The organism is Pseudomonas juntendi, assembly GCF_009932375.1.
Taxonomy (GTDB): domain Bacteria; phylum Pseudomonadota; class Gammaproteobacteria; order Pseudomonadales; family Pseudomonadaceae; genus Aquipseudomonas; species Aquipseudomonas juntendi.
Map to the genome: position 1 here is coordinate 1 of NZ_BLJG01000110.1, position 16,312 is coordinate 16,312.

Sequence of the window (16,312 nt, forward strand, 5' to 3'; positions counted from 1 at the left end):
GAGGAAAACCTCGACCTGCTCGAATCCCTGCGCAAGTCGAAGATCAAACTGGTACTGACCCGTCACGAGCAGTCTGCAGGCTTCATGGCGGCTACCTACGGTCGCCTGACCGGCAAGACCGGCGTCAGCCTGTCGACCCTCGGCCCGGGTGCCACCAACCTGGTCACGGCCAGCGCCTATGCCTACCTGGGCGGCATGCCGATGATGATGATCACCGGCCAGAAGCCGATCAAGAAGTCCAAGCAGGGCCGCTTCCAGATCATCGACGTGTGCGGCATGATGGACCCCATCACCAAGTACACCCACCAGTTCGCTTCGGCCGACAACATCCCTTCGCGCATGCGTGAAGCCTTCCGCCTGGCTGAAGAAGAAAAGCCGGGTGCCGTGCACCTGGAACTGCCGGAAGACATCGCCGCCGAGCAGACCGACGCGCTGCCGATCCCGCGCAGCCTGCACCGCCGCCCGCTGGCCGAGCACGTGGCCATCGAAGCTGCGATTGAAAAGCTGCACAAAGCCCGCAGTCCGATCTTGGTTATCGGCGCCGGCGCCAACCGCAAGATGACCGCCAAGGTCCTCAAGCAACTGGTCGATAATACCGGTATCCCATTCGTCACCACCCAGCTGGGCAAAGGTGTGGTTGACGAGCGCCACCCGCGCTTCCTGGGTAACGCTGCGCTGTCGTCCGGCGATTTCGTGCACCGTGCGATCGAAGCGGCGGACCTGATCGTCAACATCGGCCACGATGTGATCGAGAAGCCGCCGTTCTTCATGGTGCGTGGCGGCACCGAAGTCATCCATATCAACTTCCGTTCCGCCGAAGTCGATGCCGTGTACTTCCCGCAGGTTGAAGTGATCGGCGACATCGCCAACGCCGTGTGGCAGATCGCTGAAGGCCTGGGCGACACTTCGCACTGGGACTTCACCCGCCTCATGGCGATTCGTGAAGCCAACGAAGCCCAGATCGCCGAAGGCGCCGACGACGACCGCTTCCCGGTCTACCCACAGCGCCTGGTGGCCGACATTCGTCGCGTGCTGCCGTCCGAAGGCATCGTGGCCCTGGACAACGGCATCTACAAGATCTGGTTCGCCCGTAACTACAAGGCGCACAAGCCGAACACCGTGCTGCTGGACAACGCCCTGGCGACCATGGGCGCCGGCTTGCCATCGGCCATGGCTGCACACCTGGTCTACCCGGATCGCCCGGTGATTTCGGTGTGCGGTGACGGCGGCTTCATGATGAACAGCCAGGAACTGGAAACCGCCGTGCGTCTGGGCATGCACATCACCGTGGTGATCCTGCGTGACGATGGCTACGGCATGATCCGCTGGAAGCAGGCCAACATGGGCTTCACCGATTTCGGCCTGGACTACGGCAACCCGGACTTCGTCAAGTATGCCGAAGCCTACGGCGCCAATGGCCACCGCGTGGAAAGCGCCGACGGCCTGCTGCCGCTGCTGGAGCACTGCATCAAGACCCCAGGCGTGCACGTGATCGACTGCCCGGTCGACTACAGCGAAAACGACCGCATCCTCAACAGCGAGCTGCGTGAGCGCGCGCTGGCGGTCTGAGCCTGGGCAGCCCACCTTGGTGGGCGCGTCCTGGCGCCGTGAAAGGGCCAGCGCAATGCGGCCCTGAGTCTCCAGCTGACGCTTTGGGGCTGCCTGCAGGGTGGCCCCAATCATTTCACCGGCAGGTAGCTGCGCTCAGCCCTCAGCCCGAGGGCCCCGCCAGGCGGCGGCAGACAACCGTTCGACAAAGAAATCGGCCAATGCCTGCACCTTGCGTGGCCGACTCCGCGCCGAAGGGGTGACGAAATACAGGCCGCCCTGGGTCATGCGCCATGCCGGCAATACCCGTTCCAGGCGGCCATCGGCCAGGTAGTGCGCCGCAATGAACTCTGGCAGTTCGGCAAGCGCGACACCCGCCAGCAACGGCGCCACCAGTGCATCCGAGTTGGTGACCCGCAGCGGTCCTCGCGGTGTGACATCCTGTTGCGTGCCATGGGCGTGGGTAAAACGCCTGACGGGGGCGGCACCCGCGCGCTAGCGAACGGGCCGCCTGTCCCGGGTGGGGTACAAATGTACTCCTTGAGCGCAAGCGCTTGAAGCGGGGTGTGATCAATGCTCTCATCCCGCGCTTGCGCTTATGGGTTTTGAACGATGAACCGTCCGCTTTTTGTATCTCTCGATGGCCCTAAAGGCACCGGCAAGACCACCTTGCTGGAGGCCGTTACGCAAGCCCTCAGGCTGGGCGGGCACAAGGTGGTCCGCCTGTGCGAGAGAAACAACGATCCCTACCGCGGCGATACCATGGCCTTGGTCAACAGGCTTGCCCGCAACCCTTGCCAGGCGCTGGAGCATGAGGTTTGCCAACGCTTTGCCGACAGCCGTGCCTGGATTTCCCGAAACGTGCTGCCCCGGCAACCGGCCGGCAGCATCATCCTGATCGATCGCTGGTACCCGTCGGACGCAGCCTTCCGCCGCAGCGTGCCGTTTGCGCAGATCCTGCAGTTGAACCTTGAGCGCGGCGTGCAGGTGCCGGACCTGCACGTGGGCGTGGTCACCGCCGCCGAAACCTCCTGGGCCCGGGCGGCTGCGCGCACCCGCGGGCTGCGCAGTACCGTCATCCACACCCTGGATGAACAGGTAGCCTGCACCGAGGCGTTCGAACGTGCGGTTGCCGAACAGGGCTGGGTGCTGTGCCGCAATGAAGGCACGGTGGAGCAGGCCAGCTGCCAGATCGTGGCTGAAATACACGCAGTGCTGCGGCAGGTGTAAGGCCCACCGAGCCACCCTCGGCGGTATCCGCACCTCGTGCTCGCGGCGGATGCGAGCCTCGGCCGCCTGCTGGCCCCACCCTCAGGCCTCGATCGACGAGTGGTGCCCGGTGATCAGCCACTGGTCGTCGATCCGTTCAAAGGTGAACAGGAAGCGCGCGGGCACCACCCGCTGAACGCCTGCTTGGCGATAGACGAACGTATAGAGCCCACCGACCACCACGGTGCCGAGCTTGCGGCTTACCCGTTTCTTGAATACCTGGATGTCACACACCATCCCATCATTGGCCAGGAAGTTGTCGAAGTAGTTGCGACGGCTGTCGTCGCAGTCCCGTACCTGGTTCGACAGGGTCGGCACCAGGATCGCATCTGGTGCATAAAGCGCCAGCACCTGGTCGACGTCACGCGTGGCGACCGTCGCTGCCCAGCGATAGAGCGCAGCCTTGGCCCCCGCCAGGCAGGCCAGTTCAGTGTCGGCGTAGGGTTCGGCGGCAGAAGTGTGAGAAGCGCGCATGCGGATTACCTGTAATGCAAGAAGAGGGTGACGGGGAAATACCCACTGGTATACAGTGTTATAACATAACATTTTAGCAGTGAGAGATGGGTCATGCCGTTCCGGTTCGAGCAGCCAGCCAGTGTCAGCCACGGGGACGCGCGTTCATGAGCCGTATCCTGATCAGAAATGCCCGGCTGGTGAACGAGGGCAAGGTGTTCGAGGCCGATGTCTTCATTGCCCGCGGCCGAATCGACAAGATCGCCGCCAGCATCGAGGGCGTGAATGCCCCTGTGGAGATCGATGCCCAAGGCCGCTGGCTGGTGCCTGGCATGATCGACGACCAAGTGCACTTTCGCGAACCCGGCGCCACGCACAAAGGCTGCATGGCCAGTGAGTCACGTGCTGCCGTGGCCGGTGGTATCACCAGTTTCATGGACATGCCCAACACCAGGCCGGCCACCTTGACGCAGGCGGCCCTTGACGACAAGAAGGCCCGCGCTGCCAGCTCATCGGTTGCCAACTACGGTTTCCATTTTGGGGTGAGCAAGGACAACCTGGAGACCGTTGCCCGCCTGGATCCCCGGCAAATTGCCGGGGTGAAGGTATTCATGGGGGCCTCCACCGGCGACATGCTGGTTGATGACACCAGGGTGCTCGAGCGGCTTTTTGCCTGTGTACCGACGGTGTTGCTGGCGCATTGCGAGCATACCCCTTCGATCATTGCCAACGAAGCCCGCTACCGTGCGCAGTTCGGCGCAGGCATCACGCCAGCGATGCACCCGCTGATACGCGATGCAGACGCTTGCTGGCGTTCGTCCAGCCTGGCGGTCGAGCTGGCAAACCGTTTCGCTACCCGTCTGCATGTGCTGCACCTGACCACTGCCAGGGAGTTGCGGCTGTTCGAGCCTGGCCCGTCGGCCCACAAGCTGATCACCGCTGAGGTGTGCGTCCACCACCTGCTGTTCGATGACCGCGACTACGCAAGCCTGGGCAACCTCATCAAGTGCAACCCGGCGATCAAGACCACTGCCGACCGCGACGCGCTGCGCCAGGCCTTGCTGGAGGACCGCATCGATGTGATCGGCACCGATCATGCCCCCCATACGCTGGCAGAAAAACAACAGCCTTACGGCTTGGCACCTTCCGGGTTGCCGTTGGTGCAGCATGCACTGCCAGCGCTGTTCGAGCTGGTCGAGCAGGGGCTGCTGCCGATCACCCAGCTGGTGCGTAAAACCAGCCATGCGGTCGCCGACCTGTTCGCGATAGAGGCACGTGGCTACCTGCGCGAAGGCTACTGGGCTGACCTCGCCCTGGTCGAACGCCTCGACGCACCCAGGCCGGTTGACCTCGACCCGGTCCTTGCCCACTGCCAGTGGACACCTTTGCAGCACCACTGCCTGCGCCATCGGGTCACGACCACGATCGTGTCCGGCCAGTTGGCCTGGCATGAGCACCGCTTGAACGCGCACTGCCAAGGCTTACCGCTGGCGTTCAATGGCCAGCGGCGCTGAAACGCAACCCTCCACGCGAGAACGACTGCAATGACCGAAGACCAATTGCTCCGCATGCCTGAAGCGGCCTATATGGACGCTGCACAGCTGGCCTTTTTCCGTGATCTGCTGCTGGTACAGCGGACTGAGCTGCAAGCGCGAATTTCCCGTGAGTTCGAGTTGATGCAGCAGTTCGAACCCAGCAGCGACCCCTCCGACCTGGGCACCGTGGAAGAGCAACGGCACTGGCAACTGCGCTTGCTGGAGCGGGAAAAAAAGCTGCTGGACAAGATCGACGAGGCTTTGGAGCGCATTGCCCGGGGTGAGTACGGTTGGTGCAAGGACACTGGCGAACCCATTGGTCTCAGGCGCTTGCTGCTGCGCCCGACAGCCACGCTGTGTATCGAAGCGAAAGAGCGTCAGGAACGCCAGGAGCGGCATATTCGCGAGGATTGAACACCCGCCAGCAAACGGTAGCCAAAGGGGCGCGTCACCGCAGCGCTGTAGGCGGGTCTCGCGATGGCCGGCATTGACTCCCCCCGGCCGATTGCTTACAACGTGAGCACTCACAACAACAATAAGAGTGGCGCGCTGTGACAACCATGGCCTCTTGCAACGGCGTTGCCCATGCGGTTTCGTTGCTGCGTACCTATACACAAGCCGCGTTGAGCTTTACCGCAGACCAGGTCGAGGCTTGCGATGCGCGGCACGCGTCGGACGTGCTTGCAGCCAATTACAGCGCGAACCGGCTCGCCGTGGACAACCGCGATGGTGCGCTTGCCATGCAGTTGCAGCGCCGCGCTGTCGGTGAATTGCAGGTGGCCAGTTTGCGCTTTGGCGTGCCGGTCATGCTCGACCAGACGCCCACCTCGTTTTTGCTGGTCAGCACCCAGCTACAAGGCAGCGCGACCATCCACACGCCAAAAGGGGTTTACTCCGGCGGGGGCGGGCTGGTGATGATCGATTCACTGGAAGACCGTATCAACAAGGCATTCAGTGCCGACAGCTGGCGTCTGCATGTGCAGTTCCCCCTGGCCCTGATCGAGGCGGCTTGCGTGGATTTCCACGGCTGCATGCCGGCCAGGCCACTGCGATTCGATGCGATGTTGCAAGCCGGCGGTACGGCGCAGATGCGCTGGATCGGCTTTCTCAACCTGTTGATGACGTACATGATCGGCCCAGAGCCTACGCCCGATGCTCGCACGCTGGAGTTTCTGCAGCAAAGTGCGCTGTTCACCCTCATGCATGCGCTGCACGCCGATCACGGCGCCGGGTTCGGCCCGCAACCCTTGATGCCCCGGCATGTGAAGCGTGCCGAGGGGTATATCCGTGAGCACCTGCGCGACGATATCAAGCTGACAGACATTGCCAGCGCAGCGGGGGTCAGCGTGCGCTCCTTGAGCGAAGGCTTTCAGCGCGCGCTTCAGCAGTCTCCCATGCAGTACGTCAAGGCGCTGCGCCTGGATGCTGCGCGCAATGAGTTGCTGTGCAGCGGCTCGGACCGGCTGGTGTCCGAGGTTGCCGAAGCCTGGGGGTTCAACCACCTTGGTCGTTTCAGCGAGCAGTACCGCCGGCGCTTCGGCGAGTTGCCGTCCAGTACCCCAAGGGCCTGATCAAAGGCTCAGGAGTTCGGCCACGGGGAACTGGTTGGTCGTTTTCATCTCGCGCAACGACAGGTTGGACCTGATACTCGCCACGCCGGGCAACTTGCGCAGCACCTTGTCGATGAAGCGGCTATAGCTGTCCAGGTCCCGGGCGACAACTTGAAGCAGGAAGTCGGCTTCGCCCGTGGTGTTGTGGCAGCTCAGCACCTGCGGAGCCGCCGCGATGATCTTTTCGAACTTCGCGGTCGCCTCTTCGCTGTGGTCGGTGCAGGAAATCTGCACGAACGCCATCACCCCCAAACCCAGCTTCTTGCGGTTGAGTATGGCCTGGTAGCCCTCTATCACGCCGCTCGCTTCCAGCCGCTTCTGTTTCCTCCAGCATGATGCCTCACTCAGGCGCGGGCACTGGGCGCCGTGGCCACCATCAATGCCAGTCAGGTAGCGGACGTGACGGAGGCGGTGATGGACATCACCCGGGGCGGCGCACATGTGTCGCTGGACGCATTGGGCCACCCGACCACGTGCTTCAACTCCATCAACAACCTGCGCCGTCGCGGCCGGCATGTACAAGTCGGGCTGATGCTGGCAGACCACGCCCAGCCTGCGATCCCCATGAGCAAGGTGATTGCCCATGAGCTGGAAATCTACGGCAGCCATGGCATGCAAGCGCATCGCTACGATGCCATGATGGAGATGATCGCTTCGGGCAAGCTGGCCCCTGAAAGGTTGGTGGGCAAGACCATCAACCTGGCGCAGTCCATCGACGCGTTGATGAACATGGACCGCTTCGATACAGCGGGTGTGACCGTGATTACCGAGTTCTGATGCACCAGCAACGGTGGGCTGGCACGGGTTACTGCCGGCGCTGGCCTGAATCGCGGGCAAAAGATAGCCCGCTGCTAGACGGGCCAATGGGAACTGCTATCACACGTAGGGATGGCTCAACGATCGCCCATCGCTTGTGAAAAATGAGTCAAAAAAAGGTGCCGAGCTTGTGATCCCGCTGGCTGGCGCATGTGGTCAGCCACGATCGCAGAGGTGCTCGCTGCTGTTGCCTGCACACAAATCCGCCCGAACCGGATAGCTGCTGCTGGAATCGGCTAACGCCGCGTACGGCGCCTCGGTAGCCTGAGGGTGCTGGATGCCTGGGCTTGGTCAGCAGTGCTGACGGGGCCGGGCGCTACTTCCTCAGGCAAGCCCGCCTGCCAGCAGCGGGCACTGTTACTCATAAAAACAATGAAAATAAAACTTGGCGTTACTGCACAACTGAGTATCTGTCTCTGTGCGTCTTCACTGCCCATCCAGGGTGCGCGGGCCGATTTTATCAGCGACAGCCATGCTGTGATCGATGCACGCAACATGTACATGAACCGTGACTTGCGCAACTCGGGAAGCCCCGAGCCCATGCGCGACTGGGGGCAAGGGTTCACGCTGCGCTTCAACTCGGGCTTCACCGACGGGGTAGTGGGGTTCGGCGTGGATGCCATCGCGCAGATGGGCGTCAAACTCGATGCAGGCCAACGCGGTAGCAGCACCAACCTGTTGGTGCTGGGGCGTGATGGCAAAGCAGAGAACGAATGGTCTGAAGCCGGCGTGACCGCGAAGATGCGCCTGGGCAAGTCGCAGTTGTCGGTGGGTTCGTTGCAGCCCAACTTGCCCGTGGTCATGTACAACGATACGAGGCTGTTGGCCACGCGCTACACGGGAGCAATGTTGACCTCCAAGGATGTCGACAACCTTAGCCTGACGCTTGGCCAACTGACCCGGGTCAACCTTCGCGATTCGACCGATAACAAGGACATGGCCTACGCGTATAACGGCTTGAGTGCTGGCGACTTTGATTTCGCGGGTGGGGCCTACACGGTCAACAAGGACCTCTCGCTGAGTTATTACTACGCGCGCCTGGAAGACGCCTATGCACAGCATTTCGTGGGCCTGAATCACACGGCTGAAATAGCCCCTGGGCTGAAGCTTGTGACCGATCTGCGCTATTTCCATAGCCTCGATGAAGGCCGGGCCATCGGGGGCGACATCGACAACGACTTCCTCAATGGCATGGTCACACTGGATACCCAAGGGCATGGCTTCAGTGCTGGCTGGCAGAAATTGTCTGGGGACGGCAACTTTCCGTTCCTGGCAGGTGCCGACCCCTATTCGGTCAACCTGGTCACGCACAATACCTTTGCAAAACAGAACACCCGCGCGTGGCAGTTGCGCTACACCTACAACTTTGCGGCCATGGGCGTGCCCGGGCTTACTTTCATGACGCGTTACGTACAAGGGCGCAGTATCGAAGCCAGCGGCGTGGCGGACGGGCATGAGTGGGAGCGCGACATGGATATCGCCTACGTCATACAGTCGGGGCCATTGAAGGATTTGAGCCTGCGTTGGCGGAATGTGTCGTTCCGCTCGGGCAATGGCTTGACCACCGATCTTGACGAGAACCGGGTGATCCTGGGGTACCAGATAGCGCTCTGGTGAGCCGGGTAGGGAGGGGCGAGCACGCCCCCTCACACCATCGAATCACGCTGAGGCGTACGCCAGGCAACGCAGCAGGGTGTTGAGTGCCGGGTTGGTGTTGGCGGTGCACCACACTGCCCGTACTTCAGACAGAAGGTTTGCGGTATTCACCGGCAAAATACTCGCCTCGTTTCTGGCTTGCAGTTTTCTGGCGAAGTGCTCGGGCAGCAAGCACAAGTGCCGGCTGTGGGCCAGCAGCGAGACGATCAGCGTCATGGAAATGGAGTCTATGGTCCCGCCAGGCAACCTCAAGCCATGCATGGCCAGCATCGCCTCCAGTGCCTCACGTGCGGGTGAACCCGCGTTCGGCACGATCCAGGGGTACTTGACGGTCTGTGCCCAGTCGACCACGCCCTGCCGCGCGAGCGGGTGATCAGGCCCGGCGACGATGACCAGGGCTTCATGCATCAAGGTTTGCTGGGAGACACCCGCCACTGCCAACGGTTGCCATATGCGGATAATCGCCATGTCGATCGAACGGTCGACCAGCTGCGGGATGAGTTTGTCGGCGGTGTTTTCTTCCACTTTGATCGACACCGAGGGCGCGTGCTCGTACAGGTAGTTGAGCGCGCCAGGCACCAATGTCGCACACACTGATGAGACAGTGCCTAGCACCAGGTGCCCACCTTTGCCCTCGCGCAGGGCAAGGATTTCATGCTGCGCCCGTTCCAGATGATGGAGCACGCCCCGGGCGCTGCTGATCAGGGCCAGCCCCACCGGTGTCAGCGCCAGGCGGTTGCCGACCCGCGTGACGACAGGGTGCCCGATACCTTCCTGTATTTCTGCCAGCTGCTTGGAAACAGCAGACTGGCTGACGTTCATGGCTTCAGCCACCTTGCGCACCTGCCCAAGGTCGGCAAGCGCTACCAGTATGCGCAGTTGCTTGAGGCTGAGCGATGACCGGAAGAACCTGTCCAGCAGCGCTTTGTTGTCACTATCAGTCATTGTGGTCCGGGGGCGATTGCGGCAATTGCCGGTGGCTGGATTGTATCGGCATGACGCGTTCGATACAGCGCCAAAAGCACATGAGCTACGGCTCATGCGTTGGGGAAAATAAGTCAGTCGACCTGCGCGCCGGCGTTCATTAACGTCTGCCAAAGCCTGGCGTTGGCCAGCGAATCACAATAAAAAACACGAGATTGCCTAACATGTCAGCCTTCGGTTCAACGCCCAGCGCAGGCGAACATCGTCTACCCGATGCACGCGATGCCGTCCCCTGGCTGCGTGAGCACTTCGCCCGGGCGCGCGCAGACCACACCACGCTGCAGATTCGCGGCGCCGGCACCCACAGCCACGCGACCACCGAGGCTGCCGTGATTTCCATGCAGGGGCACACCGGCATCGTTGAGTACGACCCCAGTGACCTGGTCGTGACCGTTCGGTGCGCCACCCCGGTCGCGCTGCTCCAGCAAGTGTTGGCCGAGCACGGCCAGATGCTCGGTTTCGAGCCAGTGGTGCAACAGACCAACAGCATAGGCGGGGCGGTGGCGCTGGGGTGGTCGGGCCCGCGGCGGCCCTATGCCGGGGCACTGCGCGACCACCTGATCGGGGTACGGCTGATCGATGGCCTGGGAAGAGACCTGCGTTTTGGCGGGCGGGTGGTCAAGAACGTCGCCGGGTTCGACGTGGCGCGCCTGGCGGGCGGCAGCCGCGGCATGCTGGGGGCGCTGCTCGAGGTGACGCTGCGCGTGATGCCGCGGCCTGCGGCAGAGGTGACGGTGGCCACGGCCTGTACCGCGCAAACGGCGCTGGCCACGATGCTGGGGGGCGGCCAGGGGCCTGGCCTGCTGTCCGCATCGGCTTACGTGGGTGGCCGCCTGTTCCTGCGCTACAGCGGGAGCGATTACAGCGTTCGTCACGCCTTGGCGAACCTGGCAGGTGAGTATGCCGAAGTGGCTGATGGGGCGGCCTTCTGGCGCAGTGTGGTTCATCGTGAGCATGGTTTTTTTCGGCCAAGGCCAGGGCAAACGCTGTGGAGGGCAAGCGTGCGCCCCGATGCACTGCTGCACCCTGCGACGGGTGCAATCGATTGGGCAGGGGGCCTGCGCTGGGCTTGGCTGCCCAGCGGCGATCAGCACCTTCATGGCTGGGCCCAAGACCATGGCGGGCATGCGCTGGCCTGGCGTGGGCCTGCAGGCGGGGACTGGCACGGATTGTCTGCGGGCATGACCCAGCTGAGCCATGGCCTGGCGGATATTTTCGACCCCTGCCGGATCTTCGATCGCGGCGCCTTGCGTGACGCTGCCAAAGAGAATACCCAATGCGTGTAGACCTGCATGAACGTTTGATCGCCAGCGATTGCGCAATCCAGGCTGCGGCCCTGGTCGAGAGTTGCGTGCATTGCGGGCTGTGCGCTTCCGTTTGCCCGACCTATGAAATGCTGGAAAACGAACTCGACAGCCCAAGAGGCCGAATCTACCTCATCCGTGACACCCTTCAGGGCGGGACGGCAACGGCCGTTACGCGGGGGCACCTGGACAACTGCCTGCACTGCAAGGCATGCGAGACTGCCTGCCCGTCAGGTGTGCAGTATGGCCACCTGATCGACTTGGGGCAGCAACTGATCAACGCGCAACAGCCGCGGCCCTTCTGGCAGCGCGCCAAGCGTTTGGCCATTCGTTCGGTGATGACCTGCAGGCCTGCCCTTGGCACCCTGGCGCGTATCGGCTGGGCGTTGAAGCCCTGTTTGCCAGGCCGCCTGCGTGCCCTGGTACCCGACCGCCCGGCACTGGCAACAGGGCTCGCGCCCAGGCACGCGCGCCATGTACTGAGCCTGCAGGGTTGTGTGCAGCCGGTGTTTACGCCGGGGCATGACGCGGCGCTGTCCCTGTTGCTGGACCGGTTTGGCGTTGCCATGGTGCACGCGTCGGGCGGTGGCTGCTGCGGGGCACTCAGCCAGCATCTGGATGCGCCGCACGCCGCCAAAGCGGCCATGCGGCGCAATATCGACGCCTGGTGGCCCGCGATCGAGCGGGGCGCGGAAGCGATCCTCTCTTCATCTACCGGCTGTGGTGCGCAGCTCAAGGACTATGGGCACTTGCTGCGCGATGACCCGGCCTACGCGCCCAAGGCGGCGCGGGTCAGTGCATTGGTGCAAGACCCTGGCACGTTCCTCAATGCCCTGTGGGCTGAGCGGCCCCTTACCCTGAAACCGCTGGCAGCCGGTGAAGAGCGGTTGGCCTTTCATGTGCCGTGCAGCTTACGCAACAGCCTGCGGGCCAAAGCGCAGGTAGAAACCATTCTGCGCCGGGCGGGCTACACATTGATACCCGTGCAAGAGGAGCACATGTGCTGCGGCTCTGCGGGCGCGTATTCGCTGCTGCAGCCCGGGCGCAGTGAAGAACTGCTCACGCGCAAGCTGGGTCACCTTGCCGCCGGCCAGCCCTCACGGGTGGTGTCGGCCAACGTGGGCTGCATCCTGCACCTGCAGAAAGCCAGCCCGGTCGAGGTCGGCCACTGGCTGGAGTTGCTTGCGCAGCGTCTAACTGACGAGGAATGCTCACATGCCTGAACACAACCGTGCGCGCCAGTGTGCCGTCGATGCCTTCAAGGCGATCGTGGGCGATCGCTGGGTGATCGATGAGCCGGCGGCGCTCGTCCCTTACGAGTGCGACGCGCTGTTTCATTTGTGCGAGCGGCCCATGGCGGTGGTACTGCCGGCTGATGAAGACGAGGTCTGCCAGGTACTGCGCTATTGTGCGCAGCATCGCATAGCCGTCACGCCACGGGGGGCCGGCACCAGTCTTTCTGGCGGGGCAACGCCTGTGTCGGGCAGTGTCGTGCTGGGCCTCAACCGGCTTCGCGCTGTCACCGTGTTGGCAGCCGCAGGGCAGGCGCTGGCCGGGCCGGGCGTACGTAACGTGGCGGTTTCAGAGCACGCGCAACACCATGGCCTGTTTTTCGCCCCCGATCCGTCCAGCCAGAGCGCCTGCACGATTGGCGGCAACGTGGCGGAGAATGCAGGCGGCGTGCACTGCGTCAAGTACGGGCTCACGGTGAACAACCTGCTGGGCGTACGAATGGTCGACGGGGCAGGCCAGGTGCTCGAGGTGGGCAGTGCCGCGCTGGATACCCCGGGTTTTGACTTTCTGTCGTTGCTGACCGGGTCGGAAGGGCTGCTGGGCCTCATTACCCAGGCGCGCCTGCGCCTGCTACCTGTGCCGTCGAAAATTCGTGTCTTGCTGGGCTTTTTTTCCACGCCAAGAGACACCTGCAACGCTGTGACCGCTATCATCGGGGCCGGGATTGTGCCTGCCGGGCTGGAAATCATGGATAACGCGTCCTTGATCGCTGCCGACAGTTACTCGCCGGGGCTGAAGCTGCGTACGGATGCAGGCGGCGCGCTGCTCTGCGAACTGGATGGCCAGGCCGCCGAGATCGCCGCCTGGACGGAACAGATCCAGGTGATCTTCCGGCAGCATGGGCTGCTGGAGTTGCGCCAGGCAGATGAGCAGCATGAGCGGCTCGAACTGTGGGCGGCGCGCAAGAACATCCTGCCGGCGTTGCTGAGAACGGCGCGGGATGTGTATGTGGCCGATTGCGTAGTACCCCGTCGGCTGCTGGGTGAAGTGCTGGACCGTATCAACCAGATGGCCGCCGAGGCGGCGATCGAGGTGGTGCAGAGTTTCCATGCCGGCGACGGCAATCTCCATTCGGTGTTGCGCTACGACAGCCGCAACCAGGGCGAGGAGGCGCGGGCAATGGCGCTGGCGGACCGGATCATGGCGCTGGCGCTGGAGGCCGGCGGCTCGATAAGCGGTGAGCATGGTATCGGTACGGAGAAGCTACACGGCATGTGCTGGCAGTTCGGTGCGCACGAGCTGGAAGTGTTCGCGCAGATCCGCACGCTGTTCGACCCGCATTCGATCCTGAACCCCGGCAAGGCAATACCCACCCTGCATCGCTGTGCGGAACTTGGCGGCATGCATATCCACGAAGGGCAAATGGCGCACCCGGACCTGCCTCGTTTCTAGGCTCTGTACGAAAAGTCTTGAGACGCAGGCCAGGCAAGGCGAAAACAGCCGAGGAAGCGGAGTGTACTGGAGTACATGAGCATTCCGAGGCTGTTTTCAACGCAGCATGGGCAAGTATCAAGGCTTTTCGTACAGAGCCTAGGTGCTGCCTGCAACGCCCAGCCACCTGTAACCACCCACAATTCAAATAAAAGGTGACACCATGAGCACGATGACATGCACTGCGCGCTCCTCCATGTTGACCATCGGGCTGTGTTTCATAGTCGCGCTGCTCGAAGGCATGGACATTCAATCTGCCGGTATCGCCGGCCCGTCACTGGCGGCCCATTTCGACCTTTCTTCAAGTGCGCTGGGCCTGGTGTTCAGCGCAAGCATCATCGGGCTTCTACCTGGCGCGCTAGTGGGCGGCTGGCTAGCGGACAGGGTTGGCCGCAAGCGGGTGCTGATGGCCGCAGTGAGCCTGTTCGGCCTGTTCTCGCTGGCCACTGCCCTTGCCTGGAACTATGAAACCCTGCTGAGCGCCAGGTTCCTGACCGGGTTGGGGTTGGGCGCAGCCATGCCCAACCTGATTGCGCTGTGTTCCGAAGCGGTCGAACAGCGCCTGCATGGCACGGCCGTCAGCCTGATGTACTGCGGCATGCCGCTGGGCGGCGCCCTGGCGGCCGGCATCGGCCTTACCGGCACCGAGGACAGCTGGAAAACAGTCTTCATCGTGGGCGGTGTCGGGCCATTGCTGATCATCCCGCTGCTCTACCGGTGGCTACCTGAGTCGCGTGCATTCAGCGCGCAACGAGCGGCCGGCGCGCGGCAGCAGGCCGATTGGCGTGGCCTGTTCCAGCGCGACACCGCCAGACCCACGCTGCTGTTGTGGGTCGGCTTCTTTTTCACGCTGATGGTGCTGTTCATCCTGCAGAACTGGCTGCCCACATTGCTGAGGGGGCTGGGCTTCAGCCGGGTCGACGCAGCCACCGTGCAGATCGTGCTGAACGTGGGCGGGGCGTTGGGTGCGCTGATGCTCGGGCGGCTGCTCGACCGGTGGAATGTGGCGATGCTGGTGGTGCTGATGTACTGCGGCATTCTCGTGGCGCTCGCCGGGCTAGGGCTTTCCGCGCACCTCACCGGCATGCTGGTCGCAGGTTTCACCGCGGGCTTTTTTTCCATTGGTGGGCAGTTGGTGCTGTACGCCCTGGTGCCCCGGTTCTATCCAACCGCCATTCGCGGCACCGGCGTTGGCGCTGCCGTGGCGGTCGGCCGGCTGGGCTCCATGAGCGGGCCTTTGCTGGCTGGGCAGATGCTGGCCGCTGGCAGTGGCGCAGCCACCGTGCTGATGGCTGCAACCCCTGGCATTCTGGTAGCCGCTGGGGCGGTGTTGTGGCTGTTGCGGGGGCACCGCGTGGTGCAGCACGGCGTGCCCGCCCAGCTTTAGAGCTGGCTGGCCCATTCTTTCAGCCACGGGCCCAGGAATTCGGCGAAGCCGTCGGCAGCGGGCGAAAGGTTGCGCACGGTGGATTGATACAAGCACACCGAGCGCAAGGTTTCCGGGTCTTCGACGTTGCAGGTCTTGAGCCCGTAGTGCCTGGCCAGGCAACCCACGTAGGCGGGGGCGAGTGTGGCTGCCAGCCCCTGTTCGGCCATGCCCAGCGCCGTGGTGATGTTGTCCACGATTTCTACCGGGCTGATGCGCAGCGCCTCCGGTGCGTTTGCGTGCATGGGCAGTACGCTGCGTTCGTGGTCCCGGCCCGAGGCCACCAGGTGAATATCATGCAGATCGTGCCAGGTGACCCTGGCCCTGCTGGCCAGCGCGTGGTCCGGCGAGCAGAACAACACCCAGCGGCTCTCGAACATGGCCTGGCGGCGAACATCCGTGCCAACCGGGCGATCCGGGCCCAGCGCCAAGTCCACATCACCTGCCGCGACGGCATCGGCCAGCATCTCCACCGGCAGGTCGCGGATGCGCACCACGACCTTGGGGTGGGTCAGGCCATAGGCCTTTATCGCAGCAGGTAGCGCGCGACTGGCCAGCACCAGGGGCGCCCCGATCCGGACCACGCCCGCAGCCCGGTTGCGCACATCGGAAGCGGTACTTTCACAGGCGCGCGCGTGGCGCATGGTGGTTTGCACCGAGGCAAAAAAGTCACTGCCTGCCGCGGAGAGGCTGACCTTGCGGGTGGAGCGATCGAACAGGCGGAACGACAGCACCTTTTCCAGCTCAGCGATGAGCTGGCTTACGGCCTGCGGCGTCATGCCCAGGCGCTCTGCGGCGCCGGCGAAGCTGCGCAGTTCTGCCACGCAGACGAAGGTTTCCAGTTGGCGCAGGGTGAAGCGCAAGAAAGCCATGATTATCAAGCCCAGGTTGATTTAACAGCAACTTTCATTGCTTTTTATTGCTAAGTCAATCCGTAAGAATCCCCTCAATCCACAACGACAACAGGCCACTCATGGCCGGGGGACA

At 63.2% G+C, this 16,312-nt stretch carries 13 protein-coding genes and 3 pseudogenes; 11 read left to right on the forward strand and 5 right to left on the reverse strand.

Features of this window, described 5'->3' with window-relative positions:
• Positions 1–1,569: acetolactate synthase large subunit (locus tag GYA94_RS15305; protein WP_161892625.1), on the forward strand; the 1,569-nt coding region annotated here is incomplete at its 5' end.
• A gap of 135 nt (positions 1,570–1,704) precedes the next feature.
• On the opposite strand, the pseudogene GYA94_RS15310 reads toward GYA94_RS15305, so the two are convergent.
• Positions 1,705–2,025 (reverse strand): annotated as a pseudogene (locus GYA94_RS15310) (LysR substrate-binding domain-containing protein); the annotation flags it as partial.
• A 135-nt stretch (positions 2,026–2,160) separates the two neighbouring features.
• On the opposite strand from GYA94_RS15310, the gene GYA94_RS15315 reads away from it, so the two are divergent.
• Positions 2,161–2,778: a dTMP kinase gene (locus GYA94_RS15315; RefSeq protein WP_054911594.1), complete on the forward strand. Its 618-nt coding sequence runs from the start codon at positions 2,161–2,163 to the stop codon at positions 2,776–2,778.
• Positions 2,779–2,859: 81 nt separating this feature from the next.
• Here the strand turns inward: GYA94_RS15315 and GYA94_RS15320 are convergent, their stop codons facing one another.
• Positions 2,860–3,291, reverse strand: coding sequence for a DUF4440 domain-containing protein (locus GYA94_RS15320; protein WP_110676492.1), 432 nt, complete (start codon positions 3,289–3,291; stop codon positions 2,860–2,862).
• 146 nt (positions 3,292–3,437) lie between these two features.
• Here GYA94_RS15320 and GYA94_RS15325 point away from each other — a divergent pair, with 146 nt between their 5' ends.
• From GYA94_RS15325 to GYA94_RS15335, 3 genes are all read left to right on the forward strand, one after another.
• A complete protein-coding gene (locus tag GYA94_RS15325; RefSeq protein WP_161892626.1) occupies positions 3,438–4,784 on the forward strand; it encodes a dihydroorotase in 1,347 nt (448 codons plus the stop codon).
• A 30-nt stretch (positions 4,785–4,814) separates the two neighbouring features.
• Entirely contained in the window at positions 4,815–5,219 is a 405-nt protein-coding gene (dksA, locus tag GYA94_RS15330; RefSeq protein WP_009684822.1) for an RNA polymerase-binding protein DksA, read from the forward strand.
• 146 nt (positions 5,220–5,365) lie between these two features.
• Positions 5,366–6,376, forward strand: coding sequence for a helix-turn-helix transcriptional regulator (locus GYA94_RS15335; protein WP_110676488.1), 1,011 nt, complete (start codon positions 5,366–5,368; stop codon positions 6,374–6,376).
• Here the strand turns inward: GYA94_RS15335 and GYA94_RS15340 are convergent.
• Positions 6,377–6,763, reverse strand: a pseudogene (locus GYA94_RS15340) (Lrp/AsnC family transcriptional regulator); the annotation flags it as partial.
• On the opposite strand from GYA94_RS15340, the pseudogene GYA94_RS15345 reads away from it, so the two are divergent.
• A pseudogene (locus GYA94_RS15345) lies at positions 6,755–7,192 on the forward strand (zinc-binding dehydrogenase); the annotation flags it as partial. The pseudogenes GYA94_RS15340 and GYA94_RS15345 sit on opposite strands and share 9 nt — an antisense overlap.
• Positions 7,193–7,603: 411 nt before the next feature.
• Entirely contained in the window at positions 7,604–8,848 is a 1,245-nt protein-coding gene (locus GYA94_RS15350; RefSeq protein WP_110676486.1) for an OprD family porin, read from the forward strand.
• Between the two features lie 42 nt (positions 8,849–8,890).
• On the opposite strand, the gene GYA94_RS15355 is transcribed toward GYA94_RS15350, so the two are convergent.
• The gene (locus GYA94_RS15355; protein WP_161892627.1) at positions 8,891–9,832 is read right to left on the reverse strand and encodes a LysR family transcriptional regulator; all 942 of its coding nucleotides are present in this window, start codon (positions 9,830–9,832) and stop codon (positions 8,891–8,893) included.
• Between the two features lie 203 nt (positions 9,833–10,035).
• Between GYA94_RS15355 and glcE the strand changes: the two genes are divergently transcribed.
• The 4 genes from glcE (at position 10,036) to mhpT (ending at position 15,286) form a co-directional block, all read left to right on the forward strand.
• Positions 10,036–11,157 (forward strand): glycolate oxidase subunit GlcE, encoded by a 1,122-nt coding sequence (glcE, locus tag GYA94_RS15360; protein ID WP_161892628.1) that lies wholly within the window; start codon positions 10,036–10,038, stop codon positions 11,155–11,157.
• Positions 11,148–12,398, forward strand: a complete 1,251-nt coding sequence (gene glcF, locus GYA94_RS15365) for a glycolate oxidase subunit GlcF (RefSeq protein ID WP_161892629.1) — start codon at positions 11,148–11,150, stop codon at positions 12,396–12,398. Before glcE ends, glcF begins: the two co-directional genes overlap by 10 nt.
• Positions 12,391–13,860 (forward strand): FAD-linked oxidase C-terminal domain-containing protein, encoded by a 1,470-nt coding sequence (locus GYA94_RS15370; protein ID WP_161892630.1) that lies wholly within the window; start codon positions 12,391–12,393, stop codon positions 13,858–13,860. Before glcF ends, GYA94_RS15370 begins: the two co-directional genes overlap by 8 nt.
• Positions 13,861–14,062: 202 nt before the next feature.
• Complete coding sequence (mhpT, locus tag GYA94_RS15375; RefSeq protein WP_161892631.1) at positions 14,063–15,286, forward strand: 3-(3-hydroxy-phenyl)propionate transporter MhpT; 1,224 nt, start codon at positions 14,063–14,065, stop codon at positions 15,284–15,286.
• On the opposite strand, the gene GYA94_RS15380 is transcribed toward mhpT, so the two are convergent.
• On the reverse strand, positions 15,283–16,197 hold the full coding sequence (locus tag GYA94_RS15380; protein WP_054911585.1) for a LysR family transcriptional regulator: 915 nt from the start codon (positions 16,195–16,197) through the stop codon (positions 15,283–15,285). The genes mhpT and GYA94_RS15380 overlap by 4 nt on opposite strands.
• Between the last annotated feature and the right edge of the window lie 115 nt (positions 16,198–16,312).

Coding starts and splice junctions, on each gene's coding strand:
- GYA94_RS15315 (WP_054911594.1), top strand. CDS start 2,161: ATGAACCGTCCGCTTTTTGTATCTCTCGATGGCCCTAAAGGCACCGGC.
- GYA94_RS15320 (WP_110676492.1), bottom strand. CDS start 3,291: ATGCGCGCTTCTCACACTTCTGCCGCCGAACCCTACGCCGACACTGAA.
- GYA94_RS15325 (WP_161892626.1), top strand. CDS start 3,438: ATGAGCCGTATCCTGATCAGAAATGCCCGGCTGGTGAACGAGGGCAAG.
- dksA (WP_009684822.1), top strand. CDS start 4,815: ATGACCGAAGACCAATTGCTCCGCATGCCTGAAGCGGCCTATATGGAC.
- GYA94_RS15335 (WP_110676488.1), top strand. CDS start 5,366: ATGGCCTCTTGCAACGGCGTTGCCCATGCGGTTTCGTTGCTGCGTACC.
- GYA94_RS15350 (WP_110676486.1), top strand. CDS start 7,604: ATGAAAATAAAACTTGGCGTTACTGCACAACTGAGTATCTGTCTCTGT.
- GYA94_RS15355 (WP_161892627.1), bottom strand. CDS start 9,832: ATGACTGATAGTGACAACAAAGCGCTGCTGGACAGGTTCTTCCGGTCA.
- glcE (WP_161892628.1), top strand. CDS start 10,036: ATGTCAGCCTTCGGTTCAACGCCCAGCGCAGGCGAACATCGTCTACCC.
- glcF (WP_161892629.1), top strand. CDS start 11,148: ATGCGTGTAGACCTGCATGAACGTTTGATCGCCAGCGATTGCGCAATC.
- GYA94_RS15370 (WP_161892630.1), top strand. CDS start 12,391: ATGCCTGAACACAACCGTGCGCGCCAGTGTGCCGTCGATGCCTTCAAG.
- mhpT (WP_161892631.1), top strand. CDS start 14,063: ATGAGCACGATGACATGCACTGCGCGCTCCTCCATGTTGACCATCGGG.
- GYA94_RS15380 (WP_054911585.1), bottom strand. CDS start 16,197: ATGGCTTTCTTGCGCTTCACCCTGCGCCAACTGGAAACCTTCGTCTGC.